The sequence below is a fragment of the Kosakonia radicincitans DSM 16656 genome, from assembly GCF_000280495.2.
GTDB classification, from domain to species: domain Bacteria; phylum Pseudomonadota; class Gammaproteobacteria; order Enterobacterales; family Enterobacteriaceae; genus Kosakonia; species Kosakonia radicincitans.
The window spans coordinates 1,543,140-1,560,408 of the sequence record NZ_CP018016.1 but is presented as its reverse complement, the minus strand read 5'-3'; the positions used below and the strand labels follow the sequence as shown (position 1 = coordinate 1,560,408).

Genomic DNA, 17,269 nt, shown 5'->3' with positions numbered 1-17,269 from the left:
GGATGTTGTAGCGACGGTTAACCCACGGAGCTTGCCGTTTAATGCAGCAGTTTATGCTGTGGTCTTAGCAGAGGAATTTTTGCAACAGGAGAGCGCCCCGGCACGCGCCAGGGCAGGAAGCGTTAGCCTTTGTCGTCTTTCGGGCCGAGGAAGTAAAACCCGAAGGGCAGCGAGCCAATAATGGTAAACATCAGGCTGTAAATCGCCACCCATGCGCCCTGGATGATAAACATCGAGGTGGTCCACGTTTCCATCGGCAGATTGTACTGCTCTTCCACGCCCTCGAAGGCGGCTTTCGAGATCACACTGACGGCAATACAAAACACAATCACCACCGCCGTGATAAATTTTTTCCCCTCGCGGGTACGTAGTTTTTCCAGCATAGACACCTCCTGTCATGTGGCTTTTCTGTGCGGCGAGTGTAACCGATCTGCTGTCGAATTGTTGTGAGAACTTACATAAAACGGCGAACAGTGACGCTATCTGCGGCTATTTTTTGCAGCATTCTGTTTTTTTATCGCCGCTGCGTATTATGTCGGCCACGCTTTAACGACACTGTTTTTATAGTATTTTTACTGCCTCGCATTTCCTTTTTACGCGGCGTTTATATCAAAATAAAAATGGCTCTTTTATGCTGAGTTCATCGCCGCAAGGCCTGACAGAAAGAACACCATGAACTCGTTGATGACTATTCCACTGCTGAAAAATATCCGCACGCTGTTTACTTCCATGCCCATTCCGGCGCTGTCAATTCCATCTGATGGAACAGAAAGTGATATCAAAATCAAGAAATTGCAGGAAACGCTTACTGACGAAATAAAAGACTACCTGAACCATTACCCTGAAACAAAGCATGTGGATATTTATCTGAACGATACGCATGGCATATTCAGGGGAAAAAGAGTCTCCGTGGATAATTTATTTTCCATAATCAAAGGATGTTATTTCCCGCAGTCTGTTTACGCCATGGATCGCGAAGGGAAAATAATCTCATCCGATACGCTGATTAACGAAGAACCGGATAATTTATGCCTGCCTGTTCCCGGCACACTGCGCCCCGGCGCCCACGATCCGCAGCATAATGCTCAGCTGTTGTTAACCATGCTTGATGAAAACAACCGGCCTTATGCGCTGGAACCAGCGGCGATCCTGCAAAATGTAGTGCGGCGGTTTCATTACCACGGTCTCTATCCGGTCGTCGCCCCCGAAATTGAGTTTTACCTTGTTGATCCTGCCGCGCCAAAAACCCGCCCGCAGGGCTGTTTTCATATGGCGGTGCCCTCCACCTACTCGGCGTTTATCGAAGAGCTGGAAAGCCTGGCGGCAGCGCAGCGGCTTCCGCTCTCCGGCGTGGTGAGTGAAGCCGAGGCCGGACAATTCGAACTGAATATGCCCCACTCGCATCATGTCGTGGAAGCCTGCGAACAGATCCTGGCGCTGCGTCGGCTCACCGGTACGGTGGCCGGGAAATTTGGCTTTCAGGCCAACTTTATGGCTAAGCCCTTCTCCGGGCTGGCGGGTAACGGCCTGCATTTTCATATCAGCCTCAATGACATTCACGGTGAAAATGTTTTCGCCTGTCCCGCAGAAGAACTCAACGACATGGTGCGCCTCTCGCTGGCCGGGATGCTGGAACTGATGCCAGCGTCAGTGGCAATTATGGCGCCAGGGGTTAACGGATTCCGCCGTTTACGCAAGAACCTCAGCGAACCGCTCTTTCATTCATGGGGTTACAACAAACGCAACGCCGCCTTGCGTATTCCCTGTTCCGACGCCCGTAACCGGCGCATCGAATATCGCCTCGCAGGCGCGGATGCCAACCCCTATCTGGTAATGGCCACCATCCTCAGCGGCATCCTGTACGGTCTGGAGCGAGTCGATGACGATACGCTGGCGAATTTCACCCACACCGCACCGACATTACCGCTGTTTCAGCAACCGGCGCTGGAGATGTTTCGCCAGAATAGCTATCTGGCAGAGCATCTCGGCAGCGCGTTCTGCGAGCAGTGGTATAGCGGCAAAATGGCGGAACTGAACTGGTTTGAAAGCCTCGTCACGCAGCAGGAGCTGGCATAACCCGCTGCACTTAGCTGGCCTGTGGCAATGTTAAATCCCCTTCCCCCAACGGGCGCTGCATCAGCACGGTATCCAGCCAGCGCCCGTGCTTCATCCCCACGCTTTTGAGCGTGCCGATCACCACAAATCCGGCGCGGCTGTGCAGCCGTAACGAACCTTCGTTTTCGCTGTTGCCGACGTTGGCAATCAGTTGCCGGTAGCCCTGCGTTTCAGCCCATGCCACCGCGCGGGCGAGCAGCGCTTTGCCTGCGCCCTGGCGACGAAACGTCTCATCAACGTAGATGGAATCCTCCAGCGTATACCGGTAAGCGCGGCGCTCGCGGTAGCGGGAGAGATAGCAATATCCCCGAACCTCTCCATCCTGCACGGCCACAAACCACGGCAACCCGGCAAGGCGGATTTTCTTAAGCCTTGCGCGCATCTCGTCGATATCCGGCGCTTCGGTCTCAAAAGTGGCGTTCCCCTGCGTCACGTGGTAAGCATATATCTGTGTAATCGCGCGCAGATGTTGTTCTTCTGCCTCAATAATTTCCATCATCCGTCCTCTGTTCCCGCTTTCGCACAGGTTATCTGCCGCGCGGCAAAACAGGCACCGGGCGGCGCTTATAACCGCGATAAGGAAAACTTTGCCATGGCGCAATTTAGCCTCGACCAGTTGGCGACCTACAAACTGGTGATCGCCCGGGGAAGTTTTACCGCTGCGGCAGAAGTGCTGGGTATTTCGCAACCGGCGGTCAGCCTGCAAATCCGCCAGCTTGAACAGGCTCTCCAGACGCGGCTGATTGAGCGCACCGGGCGCAGCCTGCGACCGACCGCTGCGGGAAAAACCTTTCTCGCCCACTGTGCGGAAATCGAAAACGCGGTCAGCGCCGCCGTGCAATCTGTCGCAAAGCATCAGCAGGAGATTAGCGGCAGCGTCACGCTCGGCACTGGCGCAACCACCTGCATTCATCTGCTGCCACCCGTGCTGCAACAACTGCGCGAAGATTTTCCGTTACTGACCGTTGGCGTACGCACCGGCAATACCACGGATATTGTGCGCGCGGTGGAAGAGAATCGTATCGATATTGGCCTGGTGACGCTGCCCGCGAGTGGGCGCAACCTCGCCATTTCACCGCTGTTTAATGAAGATTTTGTCGCCATCAGCGCCAGCCATTCGCCTGCGTTGCCCGATGCCACGCCTGCGCTATTGCAGGCCTTACCGCTGATTGTCTTTGAGTCCGGCAGCAGTACCCGCCAGTTGATTGACGGCTGGTTAACCGCCGCCGTCACGCCGGTGATGGAGCTTGGCAGCATTGAAGCCATCAAACGCATGGTGCGCGCCGGTCTCGGTTACAGCCTTGTGCCTGAAGTCGCCGTGCAGGCTGAGGAGGATAGACGTGGGTTGCGCATGCAGGCGTTACAGCCGCCGTTACAGCGCACGCTGGCACTGGTGATGCGGCAAGATAAGGTGGTCAATCGCGGGATGAAAGCGGTGCTGAACAGCCTGAAACAGGCGGGCAAGACGCCCGCCTGCGAAACGCGCGCTTAGAAGTCGTAGCTCATAGAGACTTTCAACTTACGCGCTTCCCCCTGATAGATATAGGTGCCGTTGTCTTCGACACTGGCCCAGTATTTCTCATTGGTGACGTTATCCACGCCGACACGCCAGACCATCTCGTTTTTATCCTGATTGAGGTGCATACGATAGCGCACCCCCAGATCCAGCGTGGTATAGCTGTCGAGTTTTTTGGTATTGGCGTTATTCGCATACTGCGAACCGGTATGGTTGATTCTTGCCGTCGCCGTCAGGCCGTCAACCGGTTTGATGTCGTATTCCGCGCCCAGCACGCCATAGAAGCGCGCCACGCCAATAGGCCGGTTCCCCTGATTAATACCATCTTCGGTTTTGGTCAGCTCAGCATCGATCCAGGTGGCGCTGCCGTTCAGGCGCAGGCCAAGCATCGGTTCACCAAACAGATTCAACTCAACGCCGCGGTTACGCTGCTCGCCGTTCAGCGCATAGATATTGGTATCGCTGTTCTGAATGGCGGTCGGTTTCTTAATTTCAAACAGCGACAATGTACCGCCCACACGGCCAAAGTCCGTTTTCACGCCAACTTCATTCTGTTTCGAGTGCGCAATGCCGGTGGTCTGATACTGGTTAGCGGCGCCTTCCGGCGCGGTGCTGCCCGGTTGCAGCGCTTCGGTATGGTTCGCATAGAAGGAGACCACTTCCCACGGCTTATAAACGATGCCGTAAGTCGGCATCCAGCGATCCTGGATAAAGCGTGCGGTGTCATCTTCTGCGCCCGTCGCATTGCTGTAGCTGTGAACCCACACTTTCTGGTAACGCGCGCCCGCCGTGAACAGCACAGTGTCGTTCAGAACGCCCAGCGTGTCGCTCAGCAGCCAGCCCTGTGAACGGGTGCGGCCAGTGGTCAGCGGATCGCTGTAGTTGCCGCCGACGTAGCTGTAATCAGGCATCGCAACCGACGAGTTATCATAGATGTTCACTGCCGGGTTATCCGCCGTGGCCGACATACGCCACGCCACCTTGTCCCGCTTGATATTGGCCGAATAGCCCACGTTCACTTTGTGCGACACAAAGCCGGTATCGAAGTTACCGCGCACACCAGCCATGCCGCTCCAGGAGTCGCTGATGCGGTTGGTGTCGAGGCGGCCAATCGTCGCATCGCCCTGCTCATCATTCACTTTTGGCGCGCCGTAAATCCCCTCTTCATGCGAGTGCTGACCACCAAATGCGGCATATGCCGTCCAGATATCGGTCAGATCATATTCCGCGCGCGCCAGGCCAAATTCGTTTTCGATATTGCTGTACGCCCACTGCTGGCTGTAGTTTTTGGTGTTGCTCGGGACCTTTGGAACAAAATCCACTGCGCTGATGTTCACGCCCATCGAGCCACCGTGGAAGGTCTTTTTCTGATAACCGAGATCCAGCGAGCTGCGGAAGCGATCGCTGCGATAATCCAGGCCAATCGACGCCGCCGTAGTACGACGGTTGTCATCCTCAACGGTGGCTTCGCCTTCGCGGTGCAACAGGTTGACACGCACGCCGAACTGATTGTTATCACCATAGCGACGGCCAACGTCCAGCGAACCGCCAAGCTGCGAACGCGAGGAGTAATCGACGCCGACGCGCGTCAACGGCGTATCATCGGCATGTTTCGGTTCGAGGTTGATCATCCCGCCGACGCCGGAGGACGCCGCGCCATTCATCAGGGCATTGGCACCTTTAAACACTTCCACGCGCTCAAGCATCTGGGTATCGACCACCTGGCGCGGCACAATACCGGCCAGGCCGCCCATCAGCATATCGTCGCCATCCAGCTCGAAGCCGCGAATACGGTAAGTTTCCGCCATGTTGCCGTAACCCTGGCCAACCTGCACGCCCGCATCATTGCTGACCACATCGGCAATGGTTTTCGCCTGTTGATCCTGCACTAACTTCGAGGTGTAGCCGATCACGTTAAACGGCACATCCATCGCCTTCTGTTCGCCCATCATCCCAAGGCGACCGCCGTACGCGACCTGACCATCCAGATACGCCGGAACCAGCGCATCGCCGCCCGGTTTGAAGTCGCTGCTGGTGGTCGACTGCACCACAATGGTGTCGTCTTTCGTCTGGCTGGTGTTGGCATTTGTCGTCGCGGCCTGCGCTGAGTGCGCCGCTGCGCCAATGGCCAGCGCAAGTAACGTCTTGCGCAAAGAAGGATGGATCGTTTTGCTGTTATTCATCATCGACTCATATCGAAGTGTGTGGAAAAACGGCCCGTTTCCGGGCCAGATTGATTACTGGTTAAGGGCGATACGGACGACGCTGTCCGGCCCGTTGGTAGAGTGATCTTTGTTAAACGCCTGTTTGACAGTGACAAACAGCGTCTGGCCGTCGGCAGAGAGCAGCAGGCTGTTTGGATTCGGCGGCAGATCCCAGCTCTGCTTCACCGCAAGGCTGGTGGCATCGAGGCTCAGCACTTTGCCCGCTTCACGCTGGGTAAGGTAGATTTCGTGGCGTTTCGGGTTAAATTTCACCGCCAGCGAACCGCCCAGATCGAGCTGTTTCAGTACCTTGCCGCTATGGATATCCAGTACCAGCGTGGTTTTAGCTTTCGAATTATCGGTAACGAACAGACGGCCGGTCTCGCTGTCTTCGGCAATATTCAGCAGCAGCGCCGGTTTATCACCGAGCGGTTTCCAGCGTTGTTCAATGCGGTTGTTGCGCGGGTTGACGACCAGAATTTCACCGACGCCGTTCGCCACATACAGGCGCTGAGTTTGCTCAGACCAGTGCAGGCCCGTGACCCATTTCCCGGCATTTTTAATCCGTGCTTTCACTTTCAGGGTTTTGGCGTCCACCACCCACACCAGCGCCGGATCAGCCACCGCGCCAACATACAGCACACCGTTGTGCAGCAGGATTTCACGCGCGCCGTACGGCAGGCCTTTCTCATTGCGTTCCGGGAACAGCGTGCGGGCCAGCACTTTGCCATTGCTGGTGTCGATAGCGCTGATGCCGCCATCCAGGGAGTTAGTAACGTAAACCGTTTTACCGTCCGGGGAGATCGTCATACCGAAGTTTTTCAAATCGGTATGAGTGGAACCGAGGGTTTTCAGCGTCGCAGGATCCAGTTTGTAAACCACCCCGCCCTGCACATCTTTAAAGCCTTCCGCGCTGGAAACGTACAGCGCATCGCCCTGCGGGCTGAGCGCCATTTCATACAGGCCGCTTGCCAGATCGCGTTTTTGTACATTCGCCGGTAATGACGCGGCAGCGGTTTTTGGCGTTTCGGCGGCAGGTTGCGCCGATGTGGTGTGCTGAGCGCTGCATCCGGCCAGTACCAGGGTTGCCAGCAGCGCCAGCGCGGGGGTTTTCATCGTCATCGGAAAGATCCTTTACCGTTAATGTCATCAACAGGCGAGCCAGCGCGTTACGCTCAGGTGCGTACTTTTTGATGAAGGCAGTTTTGCCCGGCGCAGCTCGCCACTTCTTCGTGTCCCTGTAAGCGTTTACGCCTACTGTTTTTGCGGGAAAATTCCGTGCTGCGCCCACAAACACTAAAGAGAATGAGAACTATACTCATTCATTTTATTCAAGCAAGAACTATTGTTGCATTGTGTTGTCAGGGGGAAAAAATGCGCCGGAAAGGAACAACCAGCCCGGCGCGGAGTGAGGATGTTGGGAGGAGATTACAGGCCGAGCGCTTTTTCCACTGCCGGTTGCGCGGGTTGACCGTCACGCGTGGTAACACCTGCAAGCCACGCTTTCAGCAGTTCCGGGCGTTTTGCCAGCTCAGCTTTGGCGGCCGCCTGCACATCTTCTTGCTTATCCAGCACGCGGGTGATCACCGCGTTTTCCAGCGCGACATCAAATTTCAACTGGCTGAAAAAACGGTTGGCGTTCGGGCATGCTGTAGCGAAATCTTTGCGTGTCACTGTATTCACGGTGGCGCTACCGTAGTTCGGCCCGAAATACGCATCGCCGCCGCTCAGGTAAGCCAGCTTGAAACGTGTATTCATCGCATGCGGTTCCCAGCCAAGAAAGACGATCCACTGCTTACGCTCCACCGCACGCGCGACCTGCGCCAGCATGCCGCTTTCGCTCGATTCCACCAGTTGCCAGTTTTGCAGGCCGAAATCGTGTTTATCGATCATCTTTTTCAGATTCTGGTTAGCAGGCGCGCCCGGCGCAATGCCGTAAATTTTGTTATCGAATTTCGCCGCGTACTTTTGCAGATCGGCAAAATCTTTCACTCCGGCCGCCGCGACATAATCCGGCACGGCCAGCGTAAAGCGCGCCGCAGGCAGGTTCGCGCCCAGCACGTTAATCGAACCATCAGCGGTAAATTTGCTGATGACTGGCTCCTGCGCAGGCATCCAGTTGCCGAGAAACACATCGACCTGCCCGGTTTTCAGCCCCTGAAACGCCAGCGCGACTGAGAGATTTTGCACCTTTTGCTGGTAACCCAGCGCATTAAGCACCAAGCCGGAGAGCGCGTTTGTCGAGGCGATATCCGTCCAGCCCGGATCGGACTGGATAATCGTCGCGCAACGGGCTTCGTCGGCGGCATAACTGCTCAATGAAACCCCGCCAGCCAGCGCCAGCAGTAAAAGTTTGCTCACACGTTTTTTCATTGTTATTTCCCTGCCGGTTGTTTTAAAGGGCGCGGATAACGGGCAAAAGCTTCCTGTTCATCCAGCGTTTGATGGTTACGAATGTAGCGTTGCGACGCCTCCTGATGCGGCTGAAAATCCCACTTCGGAATGGCATCGCTGCCTGCAATACGGGTTAAAAACAGCCGCCGTTTCTGGCTTGCCAGCACCTGCTCGCGCAGCGCAGGCAGATCCCAGCGGCGGGAAACTTCAGCGGCAAACTCAGCGCTGACCTGCTGATAATCGCTGCTTGCGGCCAGGTTTTGCCGCTCATCAGGATCGTTTTGCAGATGGAAGAGCTGTGGTGCTTCGCTGAAGGAGTGAATGTATTTCCACGGGCCGCGACGGATCATCAGCATCGGTCCCAGCGCGCCTTCGGCGAGGTATTCGCTGCAGGCACCGTCCGGCCCCGATTCGCCGCGCAGATGCGGTACCAGGCTGTTGCCATCCAGCGGCGCAATCGCCTGCGCTTTACGGTCTTCACCGCTTGCCAGCTCAACCAGCGTCGGCAGCAGATCGACCAGAGAAACGCTGTGAGCAATGCGTCGCGGCGCAAAGCGCACCGGGTTATGCACGATAAACGGAATGCGCACCGCATTTTCGAAGAAGGTCATTTTGTACCAGAGATCGCGCTCGCCGAGCATTTCGCCATGATCCGCCACCACCAGCACCACGGTATCTTCCGCCAGCCCGGTTTCTTGCAGGGTGTTGATGATTTCGCCAAAGCAGTCATCAACATAAGCCAGCGCACCGTAATAAGCATGCCGCGCGCGACGGATCTGCTCATCGCTGAGCAAGCCCTCTTCCAGTTGATACATCGCCCGCAGACGCGCGGAGTGCGCATCCTCCTCGACATCCTGCTTGCGGGTTTTCGGCATATCGATCGCTTCCTCGCGAAAACGGTCAAGATAACGGCGCGGAATCGCAAATGGATCGTGTGGATGGGTGAGCGACAGCAGCAACATAAAAGGTTGTTCCGCCGGGCGACGCGCGGCGTCATACAGCCTCTGGCGCGCCAGAAACAGCGCTTCATCGTCGAAATCAAGCTGATTGGTGCGCACGCATTCGCCCGCTTCCAGCACCGAGCTCATATTGTGATACCAGTCGAGACGGCGCTCAGGTCGCTCCCAGTCAGGCGTCCAGCCAAAATCAGCCGGGTAGATATCGGTGGTCAGGCGCTCATCAAAACCGTGCAACTGATCCGGGCCGCAGAAATACATCTTGCCGGAGAGCCAGGTGCGGTAGCCCTGTTCGCGCAGGTAGTGGCAAAAGGTGGGCGAATCGGCATGAAACTCGGCGGCGTTATCATAGACGGCGTTGCGCGAGATAAATTGCCCGGTCATCAGCGACGCCCGCGACGGCGCGCACAGCGGGCTGTTGCAGTAGGCGGATTCAAACACCACCCCTTCGTCGGCCAATTTATCGATATTCGGTGTCAGGCTAACGTTATTACCATAGGTTTTTAATGCGCTGGCGGTTAATTGATCGGCCATCAGAATAACGATATTCGGTTTCTTTATAAGCATACTGCTTCCAACAATAAAATATTCAATTAAAACGTGATAGGTTTATCTCACGCTTATTAAACTCCGTGAAGGGGTTATTTCTTTATCATGAAATAAGGTGGATTTATGGCAGACAAATTACAGCTTCCGCCTTTACAGGCTTTAGTGGTATTTGAAGCAGCGGCGCGATTAGGTAATTTTACCGCCGCAGGCAATGAGTTAGGACTTTCGCAACCGGCGGTTAGCCAGCGTATTCAGTCGCTGGAAAGCCGGCTCAATGCACCGTTATTTGAACGCCGTCATCGCGGCGTGCAATTAACCGAATCCGGCCACAGCCTGTACCTGATTGTTCGCAGCAGCCTGAATGACATCAGCGAGCAACTGGAGCGCACGCGCCGCCAGCGCAGCGTGCTGCGCATCGACACCGATATGGGCTTCGCCAGCTACTGGCTGCTGCCGCGCATGGAGCGGCTGCAGGCGCTGATCCCCGGCGTGGAAGTGCAGGTGACCACCTCGCCGAATGACTACAATTTCCGCGACAGTAACGCCGATTTGGCGATCTATTTTGGCCTCGGCAACTGGCCGGGCGCGCAAACCCAGCGGCTGTTCCCGGAGATCGTCTTTCCTGTTTGTAATCAGGAAATTAAACAGAAAATTGGCGCTGAAAATAACGCCGAACAGTTGCTGAGCTACCCGCTGTTAAAGCTGCCTGAAACCCGCCCGCAGCGCTGGATAACCTGGGAAGACTGGTTCCGCCACCATCAGGTTTACGGCCAGAGCCACAGCGCCTCGCGCACCTTTAACGCCTACTCGCTGGTGATCCAGGCCGCGCTGGAAGGCCAGGGCATTGCGCTCGGCTGGCAGCCGCTGATTGCGCCGTTTATCGCCAGCCGCCAGCTGGTGCAGTGCGGTCCGCAGGTGCGTACCGAACGCGGTTATTATCTTATTTCCGCCAGCCATAAACCGCTCAGTACGCAGCAGGAAAAAATAAAAGCCTGGTTATTAGATGAAGCCTGGGGATTTCATGAAAATAGCGCATTGATTGCCGGAATATAAATAAGCTAATGCGGAAAAAGCATATCCACAAAGTTAAAATCAATTCTCCCTCCATTTCTTTTACGCTAGGGTGTAAACATCTTTCCGATAATAAAGCATGAACTATGTCACAACCGTTATTCGAGTTAAGCGCGGTCAATAAATCTTATTATTCCACGCGCAAAAAACGTCTGTTTTCCCGGCGCGATAACCGCACTGCGGTGCAAGCATTGCAGGATATTAATCTGCAAATCTTCGCCGGTGAAATATTTGTCATCGTCGGTTTATCCGGTTCGGGCAAGTCGACGCTGCTGCGTACGCTCAATCATCTTATTCCGGCCAGCTCCGGCGAGGTGCGCTTTCAGGGCCAGCCGCTTGCCGCGTTATCCGACCGCGAACTTATCGCGCTGCGTCGTGAACAGATGGGTATGGTGTTTCAGTCGTTTGCCCTGTTTGACGAGCGCAACGTACTGGAAAACGTGGCGTTCGGGCTGGAAGTGGCGGGCGTTCCGCGTGAAGCGCGGGAAGCAAGGGCGCTGACGATGCTGGAGAAAGTCGGGTTGAGCCATGTGGCAAAACAGTATCCGCATCAGCTTTCCGGCGGAATGCAGCAGCGCGTCGGGCTGGCGCGAGCGCTGGTAGTGAATCCGTCGGTACTGTTGATGGATGAAGCTTTTTCCGCGCTCGATCCGATTATCCGCCGTGAAATGCAGTCGCTGTTGCTGGTGCTTCAGGCCGAAGCGCAGCGGACAATTGTCTTCGTCACACACGATATGGAAGAGGCGCTGCGGCTCGGTTCGCGCATCGCCATTATGGAAAAGGGCAGACTGGTGCAGGTAGGGAAACCGGAAGCGCTGATCAACGCGCCCGCCACGCCTTATGTGCGTCACTTTTTCTCCGGCGTTGATGTGTCTCGCTGGCAAATGGCGGAAAACTACGCCGATATCTGGACGACACGCTAAGGAATACCATGGCTTATCCATTAGATTTTAGTCGGCAGATTGACGATGCCGTCCACGCACTGCTGGCCCATGCTGGCGGGTTATTTGACGGTATCGCCCGGATAATCGATCTGTTTGCCGGTGGCCTGGAGCAGCTAATTAGCGCGCTGTCGCCGTGGGGGCTGGTGACGCTGGCGGTGGTCATCGGCGCATGGCGGATCGGCAAAGGGTTTGCGCTGTTCGCCCTGCTCGCCACGCTGTACATCATTTACAGCGGTTACAGCGATCATGCGGCGATCACGCTGGCGCTGACCTTATCTTCCACCTTTTTCAGCCTGCTGCTCGGCATTCCGCTTGGCATCTGGAGCGCCCGCCGTGCGGCCGTCGGCAGCGTGGTGCGCACCCTGCTCGATTTTATGCAGACCATGCCCGCGTTTGTCTATCTGATCCCGGCGACGATTCTGTTCGGCCTCGGCAGACCACCGGGCATTTTCGCCACCATTCTGTTTTCCATGCCGCCGGTCGTGCGTCTGACGGATTTAGGCATTCGCCAGGTGAACAGCGCCCGGCTGGAAGCGGGCATCGCCTTTGGTTGTACGCCGTGGCAGTTATTGTGGAAAGTGCAATTACCCGCCGCGCAGCCGTCGATCATGGCCGGGGTAAATCAAACGATAATGATGGCGATGTCGATGGTGATCATCGCCTCGATGGTCGGAGCCGGTGGGCTGGGGAATGATATTCTCAGCAGCATTCAGCAACTGGAAATTGGCCTCGGTTTACAGAGCGGCGTCGTGGTGGTGCTGATGGCCATTTTGCTGGATCGCCTCTCCGCCAGTTTTGCCCGCCGTCCGGCGGATCAATAACCGCGGAATTGCGCGCGTTGCCAGGCGCCGTCGACCAGCTCGGCGGCCGCCAGCGCCTGATCGCGAAAGTTCGCGCCGTAGAGCTCCATCAGCGCGGCGTGGCGGGTCAGATAGCGCATCCCCTCTTCATCTTCGGCAATGCTTTCCAGAAACCACGCCGGCACGCCTTTTTCCAGCGTCTGCTTAGTTAGCGAAGCGTTGAATTGCATGCGCAGAGAAGCGTCGGTAATCCACGACGGTTGCTGACGAACCATATTGCCCTTAATCGCACGCAGCGCACGCTGCGAACGTTGGTAATGTTCGTTAAGCCTCGCGGAATTCCACGCTTTCACAAATAACAACACCAGTACCGGGATCACACACCAGAATAGGCTCATCGCTCTCTCGTTATCTCTGTTTGCCGCTCCTGGATAGTACTGACAAAAAATTACAAAAGCCTTCGCAAAGATCAATATTTGGTTTAAAGAACGATACCCGGCAATCAACCTGCTGCCGGGCACAGAAGAGGATAAAAGGCGGGAGATTAACGCTGCATACCCCAGCGTTTGACGGTGACTTTCTCAAGGCTGGCGAACACCACGCCTTCAACCAATAAACCGATGGCTATCACCGTAACCAGCCCGGCAAAAACGCGGTCGGTGAATAACTCGTTGCGGTTCTGGAAGATATACCAACCCAGACCGCCCTGCCCGCTGGAGGCACCAAACACCAATTCGGCGGCAATCAGCGTACGCCACGCAAAGGCCCAGCCGATTTTCAGCCCGGAGAGAATGGCCGGTAGGGATGCCGGGATCAGGATCGTCACCACATAACGCGGGCCGCTAAGACCATAATTGCGCCCGGCCATACGCAGGGTCTCCGGCACGCCGCTAAAGCCCGACCAGGTGTTCAGCGCAATCGGCCACATCACCGAATGTACCAGCACAAAGATCAGGCTGGCATTGCCAAGACCAAACCACAGCAGCGCCAGCGGCAACAGCGCAATCGCCGGTAACGGGTTGAGCATCGCCGTGAGCGTGCTGAGCAAGTCGCGGCCAAACTGGGTGGTCACCGCCAGCGCGCTGGCCACCAGCGCCAGCACGCTGCCAATCAGATACCCTTTCAGCAAAATGCTCAGCGAGTTAACAATCTTCTGCGGCAACTCGCCGTTGCGCATATCTTCGCTGAAGGCGTGCCAGGTTTGCAGCACGCCGGGCAGCATCAAATCATTCTGTTGCACGCGCGCGGCGATTTCCCATAACGCCAGCACCAGCAGCACAATAAAGGTTTTACGTAACCACGTCATATTCCACAGCCGCTGGCCGAGCGGCAACGGCGCTTCAACGGCCACATCGCGCAGCGGCGGCAGTTCACGTTCAAATTCAGGACGAATGTAGGGTGGCTGCGACATACGCGGGCTCCTCACCAGAAACAGGAGATGTGCGGTTTCCACCAGAGGGGAACAGCAGATCGTGAATATGCTGCGCGGCATGCTGGAATGCCTCGCTACCAAAATCGTTGAGCGTGAACTGATGACAGTTCAGCTCGGCGCGAACCCGGCCCGGGTGCGGCGACAACACCAGAATACGGCTGCCGACCACCAGCGCCTCTTCAATGGAGTGCGTGACAAACAGCAGGGTAAAGCGCTCCTCTTCCCAGAGCGCAAGCAGCTCCTCCTGCATGGTGCGGCGCGTCAGCGCATCCAGCGCGGCAAACGGCTCATCCATCAACAAAATGCGCGGCTTCATCGCCAGCGCGCGGGCAATTGCCACGCGCTGTTTCATGCCACCGGAGAGGGTATGCGGCATCGCATCGGCAAACCCGGCCAGCCCGACTTTATTGAGAAAGTGCAGCGCCGTTTCTCTGGCTTCTGCGCGATTGGCTTTGCGGCTGGCCAATAGCGGGAACATGATGTTTTCCAGCACCGTTTTCCACGGCGGCAACTGATCAAACTCCTGGAACACCATCATCCGCTCCGGACCAGGCGCTGCGATCGCCTCGCCCTGCAACGTGATCTCGCCGCCACGCGGCGCCAGAAAGCCGCCCGTCGCTTTCAGCAGGCTCGATTTCCCGCAGCCGGAAGGGCCGAGCAGAATAAAGCGGTCGCCAGGCCAGACATCAAAACTGACGTCGTGGGTTGCCCGCACCAGCCGTTCGCGGGTGCGGTATTCAATATCAACATGGCTGACCTGCAACAGCGGCCCGTCGTTGTGGTGAGTTGCCATCGCGGCCTCCTGGGTGATGGTTTAACTGCCTGGGTTTTCCCACGCTTCGTCGAAGAAGTAGTCTTTCCACGAGGCGGCTTTGTTTTTCAGCACCCCAAGTTCATGGAGTTTTTCGGCGTACACACCGGTGCGTTCCGGCGAAATGGTGAAGCTGATCTCCGGGTCGTTCACAATTTTCTGTACCAGCGGTAATGGCAGCCGTGATTTTTCCACGCGAATATAGGTTTCCGCCGCCGCATTTTTATCGGCGTTGATGATTTTGGCGGCGTCGCTCAGGGCACGATAAAACGCCTTATAGGTTTTCGGGTTCTCGTCGTGGAATTTCTGCGTGGTGTAAAGCACGTTAAAGGTGGCCTGTCCGCCCAACACATCATACGAACTGAGAATTTTATGGACGTTGCTGTGTTCCAGCGCCTGATACTGGAACGGCGGGCTGGAGAAGTGAGTGGTAATTTCCGAACCACCGGCAATTAATGCTGCGCTGGCATCCGGGTGCGGCAGGCTGACGCTAATATTGTCGAAGCGTTTAAAATCGGCATCGCCATATAATTTGGCAGTTTCAATCTGTAATGTCCGCGACTGGAAACCGACGCCCGCAGCCGGGACGGCAATTCTGTCTTTATCGCTCAAATCTTTAATGCTTTTTACCGCCGGGTTATTACTGAGCAAATAGTTGGGCATGGAACCGAGCGAGGCAATGGCTTTTACATTCTGCCGATCTTTGGTGCGATCCCACAGCGTTAATAGCGGCGGCACGCCTGCGGAGGCCACATCCAGCGCGCCGGAGAGCAGCGCTTCATTCATACCAGTGGCGCCGGAAATGGTGCGCCACTCAACCTGAATATCCAGCCCCTCTTTTTTACCTTCTTTTTCAATTAGCTGCTGGTCGCGCACCACGTCCAGAATTAAATAACCAATGCCAAACTGCTGTGCAATGCTAATTTTCCCCTCCGCCAGCGCGGACGGGCTGATACCGCCAAGCGTGGCAAGCGCCAAAACGCCTGCGAGCGTCTGGTGTAATTTCTTCATCTCTGTTCCCCGTTTTTTTAATTTTTCAAAAGAAAATGATTGGCTGGCGGGGTCAGAAAAAGGAAATGATTTAATCTGCAATGCTTAGTTAAAAATTAACAATAGCCAGATAAGGCGCAGGCGTTATTCAGCGGGCGGGAAAGGATAGTTATTTTTAATGGTTAGGTGACAAATATATCCTCGTTATAGTCGAAAGCTCCTCTTTATTTCCTTAATGAGTTCAGGGATTATGCCGTTATTTTCACATCAACAATTGCGCACGCTGCTGCAACAGCATCTGCTACGGGTGAATACGCCTGCGGATATTGCGCAAAAAGTCGCAGATAATCTGGTTGAAGCCTCATTAAAAGGCCACGATTCCCACGGCGTCACGCTGCTACCGCGCTATATTCGCGCCATTCTCGCAGGCGATCTGAAACCGGATGCCCGCCTGCATACCGTACGTGATGCAGGCGCGGTGCTCTCCTTCGATGGCGGGCACGGTTTCGGCCAGTTGCTGGGCGAACAGGCGATGCAGGCCGGGATCGATCGCGTGCAGCAATTTGGTGTGGCGCTGGTCGGTTTATCCAATTCACACCATCTTGGTCGCATTGGCGCATGGGCGGAACAGGTTGCCGCTGCCGGGCTGGTATCGATCCATTTTGCCAATGTGGCGGCCCCTTCGGCGGTGCTGCCGTTTGACGGGCTGCGGGCGCGGCTCGGCACCAACCCCTTCTGCGTGGGTATTCCACTGGCGGATCGCCCACCGGTAGTGCTCGATTTCGCCACCAGCGCTATCGCCGGGAACAAAGCCCGCGTGGCATGGAACGAAGGTCGCCCAATCCCGCCAGGCTGCGCGGTGGATGCTAACGGTGAGCCGACCACCGATCCCGGCGTATTGATGAGCGAGCCGCGCGGTGCGCTGCTGCCATTCGGCGGGCACAAAGGTGCCGGGCTGTCGCTGATTTGCAGTCTGCTGGGGGCAGCGCTGACCGGCGGCGAAACCGAAAGTCATGACATTGCGCCGCGCGCTGGCATTATCAACAACATGCTGTCGATTCTGTTCGATCCCAAAAAGTTAGGCGCAGGCGAAAGTTATCAGCAGGAAGTGCTGGCGCAGGTGGACTGGGTACGCCACGACCAGCAGGGCCGCGACGTGCAGATCCCCGGCGAGCCGGAACAGCGGGCCAGGGCGCGCCGGATTGAAGAAGGGATCGCCATCGATGAGGTGAGCTGGCAGGAGTTTGTCGCCCTGGAATCCTTAACAGCATGAAGTCGCACAAAATTTGGGGTTGATCGGAAAGATGATAAAGATTATCTTTCTCATTACCGAATAGTTGAGTTAATCACTCAGGTATTCGGTACGACATTGCTCACATTGCTTCCAGTATTTTTTGCCCGCACGTCAAGCGCGGGCTTTTTTTTGCCTGCACAACTGCTCTTACCGCCAATATTTCACTTAAGTAGCAATAATCTCCCGTTATTCA

At 56.0% G+C, this 17,269-nt stretch carries 16 protein-coding genes; 6 read left to right on the top strand and 10 right to left on the bottom strand.

Annotated elements, in window-relative coordinates:
• Positions 1-122 precede the first annotated feature (122 nt).
• Entirely contained in the window at positions 123-383 is a 261-nt protein-coding gene (locus Y71_RS07730) for a DUF2534 family protein (RefSeq protein WP_007370964.1), read from the bottom strand.
• Between the two features lie 289 nt (positions 384-672).
• On the opposite strand from Y71_RS07730, the gene Y71_RS07725 reads away from it, so the two are divergent.
• Positions 673-2,076 (top strand): glutamine synthetase family protein, encoded by a 1,404-nt coding sequence (locus tag Y71_RS07725; RefSeq protein WP_007370962.1) that lies wholly within the window; start codon positions 673-675, stop codon positions 2,074-2,076.
• Positions 2,077-2,086: 10 nt separating this feature from the next.
• Here Y71_RS07725 and Y71_RS07720 read toward each other — a convergent pair whose 3' ends face one another.
• Positions 2,087-2,611: a GNAT family N-acetyltransferase gene (locus Y71_RS07720; RefSeq protein ID WP_007370961.1), complete on the bottom strand. Its 525-nt coding sequence runs from the start codon at positions 2,609-2,611 to the stop codon at positions 2,087-2,089.
• 96 nt (positions 2,612-2,707) lie between these two features.
• Here Y71_RS07720 and Y71_RS07715 point away from each other — a divergent pair, with 96 nt between their 5' ends.
• Positions 2,708-3,607: a LysR family transcriptional regulator gene (locus Y71_RS07715; protein WP_007370960.1), complete on the top strand. Its 900-nt coding sequence runs from the start codon at positions 2,708-2,710 to the stop codon at positions 3,605-3,607.
• Here the strand turns inward: Y71_RS07715 and Y71_RS07710 are convergent.
• The 4 genes from Y71_RS07710 to betC all read right to left on the bottom strand — a co-directional run bounded on the left by Y71_RS07710 (position 3,604) and on the right by betC (position 9,752).
• Positions 3,604-5,817: a TonB-dependent receptor gene (locus tag Y71_RS07710; RefSeq protein ID WP_035942151.1), complete on the bottom strand. Its 2,214-nt coding sequence runs from the start codon at positions 5,815-5,817 to the stop codon at positions 3,604-3,606. The two genes, Y71_RS07715 and Y71_RS07710, sit on opposite strands and share 4 nt — an antisense overlap.
• 51 nt (positions 5,818-5,868) lie before the next feature.
• Positions 5,869-6,957: a YncE family protein gene (locus Y71_RS07705; protein ID WP_081120721.1), complete on the bottom strand. Its 1,089-nt coding sequence runs from the start codon at positions 6,955-6,957 to the stop codon at positions 5,869-5,871.
• A gap of 306 nt (positions 6,958-7,263) precedes the next feature.
• Entirely contained in the window at positions 7,264-8,208 is a 945-nt protein-coding gene (gene choX / locus Y71_RS07700) for a choline ABC transporter substrate-binding protein (RefSeq protein ID WP_035942148.1), read from the bottom strand.
• Between the two features lie 2 nt (positions 8,209-8,210).
• A complete protein-coding gene (betC, locus tag Y71_RS07695; RefSeq protein WP_007370955.1) occupies positions 8,211-9,752 on the bottom strand; it encodes a choline-sulfatase in 1,542 nt (513 codons plus the stop codon).
• 105 nt (positions 9,753-9,857) lie between these two features.
• Here betC and Y71_RS07690 point away from each other — a divergent pair, with 105 nt between their 5' ends.
• The 3 genes from Y71_RS07690 (at position 9,858) to Y71_RS07680 (ending at position 12,570) form a co-directional block, all read left to right on the top strand.
• Complete coding sequence (locus tag Y71_RS07690; RefSeq protein ID WP_007370954.1) at positions 9,858-10,787, top strand: LysR substrate-binding domain-containing protein; 930 nt, start codon at positions 9,858-9,860, stop codon at positions 10,785-10,787.
• 104 nt (positions 10,788-10,891) lie between these two features.
• Positions 10,892-11,728, top strand: a complete 837-nt coding sequence (locus Y71_RS07685; protein WP_050998883.1) for an ATP-binding cassette domain-containing protein — start codon at positions 10,892-10,894, stop codon at positions 11,726-11,728.
• An 8-nt stretch (positions 11,729-11,736) separates the two neighbouring features.
• Complete coding sequence (locus Y71_RS07680; RefSeq protein WP_007370952.1) at positions 11,737-12,570, top strand: ABC transporter permease; 834 nt, start codon at positions 11,737-11,739, stop codon at positions 12,568-12,570.
• Here Y71_RS07680 and Y71_RS07675 read toward each other — a convergent pair.
• From Y71_RS07675 to Y71_RS07660, 4 genes are all read right to left on the bottom strand, one after another.
• The gene (locus tag Y71_RS07675; RefSeq protein WP_007370951.1) at positions 12,564-12,947 is read right to left on the bottom strand and encodes a hypothetical protein; all 384 of its coding nucleotides are present in this window, start codon (positions 12,945-12,947) and stop codon (positions 12,564-12,566) included. The genes Y71_RS07680 and Y71_RS07675 overlap by 7 nt on opposite strands.
• 146 nt (positions 12,948-13,093) lie before the next feature.
• Positions 13,094-13,960 carry an ABC transporter permease gene (locus Y71_RS07670; protein ID WP_007370950.1) on the bottom strand — a complete coding sequence of 289 codons (867 nt, stop codon included), beginning with the start codon at positions 13,958-13,960 and terminating at the stop codon, positions 13,094-13,096.
• A complete protein-coding gene (locus Y71_RS07665; RefSeq protein ID WP_007370949.1) occupies positions 13,932-14,774 on the bottom strand; it encodes an ABC transporter ATP-binding protein in 843 nt (280 codons plus the stop codon). The genes Y71_RS07670 and Y71_RS07665 overlap by 29 nt, the downstream gene beginning before the upstream one ends.
• 21 nt (positions 14,775-14,795) lie before the next feature.
• A complete protein-coding gene (locus Y71_RS07660) occupies positions 14,796-15,803 on the bottom strand; it encodes an ABC transporter substrate-binding protein (RefSeq protein WP_007370948.1) in 1,008 nt (335 codons plus the stop codon).
• A 229-nt stretch (positions 15,804-16,032) separates the two neighbouring features.
• On the opposite strand from Y71_RS07660, the gene Y71_RS07655 reads away from it, so the two are divergent.
• Positions 16,033-17,055: a malate/lactate/ureidoglycolate dehydrogenase gene (locus tag Y71_RS07655; protein ID WP_007370947.1), complete on the top strand. Its 1,023-nt coding sequence runs from the start codon at positions 16,033-16,035 to the stop codon at positions 17,053-17,055.
• Positions 17,056-17,269 lie beyond the last annotated feature (214 nt).

Coding starts and splice junctions, on each gene's coding strand:
- Y71_RS07675 (WP_007370951.1), bottom strand. CDS start 12,947: ATGAGCCTATTCTGGTGTGTGATCCCGGTACTGGTGTTGTTATTTGTG.
- choX (WP_035942148.1), bottom strand. CDS start 8,208: ATGAAAAAACGTGTGAGCAAACTTTTACTGCTGGCGCTGGCTGGCGGG.
- Y71_RS07730 (WP_007370964.1), bottom strand. CDS start 383: ATGCTGGAAAAACTACGTACCCGCGAGGGGAAAAAATTTATCACGGCG.
- betC (WP_007370955.1), bottom strand. CDS start 9,752: ATGCTTATAAAGAAACCGAATATCGTTATTCTGATGGCCGATCAATTA.
- Y71_RS07685 (WP_050998883.1), top strand. CDS start 10,892: ATGTCACAACCGTTATTCGAGTTAAGCGCGGTCAATAAATCTTATTAT.
- Y71_RS07720 (WP_007370961.1), bottom strand. CDS start 2,611: ATGGAAATTATTGAGGCAGAAGAACAACATCTGCGCGCGATTACACAG.
- Y71_RS07690 (WP_007370954.1), top strand. CDS start 9,858: ATGGCAGACAAATTACAGCTTCCGCCTTTACAGGCTTTAGTGGTATTT.
- Y71_RS07725 (WP_007370962.1), top strand. CDS start 673: ATGAACTCGTTGATGACTATTCCACTGCTGAAAAATATCCGCACGCTG.
- Y71_RS07680 (WP_007370952.1), top strand. CDS start 11,737: ATGGCTTATCCATTAGATTTTAGTCGGCAGATTGACGATGCCGTCCAC.
- Y71_RS07665 (WP_007370949.1), bottom strand. CDS start 14,774: ATGGCAACTCACCACAACGACGGGCCGCTGTTGCAGGTCAGCCATGTT.
- Y71_RS07660 (WP_007370948.1), bottom strand. CDS start 15,803: ATGAAGAAATTACACCAGACGCTCGCAGGCGTTTTGGCGCTTGCCACG.
- Y71_RS07655 (WP_007370947.1), top strand. CDS start 16,033: ATGCCGTTATTTTCACATCAACAATTGCGCACGCTGCTGCAACAGCAT.
- Y71_RS07670 (WP_007370950.1), bottom strand. CDS start 13,960: ATGTCGCAGCCACCCTACATTCGTCCTGAATTTGAACGTGAACTGCCG.
- Y71_RS07705 (WP_081120721.1), bottom strand. CDS start 6,957: ATGACGATGAAAACCCCCGCGCTGGCGCTGCTGGCAACCCTGGTACTG.
- Y71_RS07710 (WP_035942151.1), bottom strand. CDS start 5,817: ATGATGAATAACAGCAAAACGATCCATCCTTCTTTGCGCAAGACGTTA.
- Y71_RS07715 (WP_007370960.1), top strand. CDS start 2,708: ATGGCGCAATTTAGCCTCGACCAGTTGGCGACCTACAAACTGGTGATC.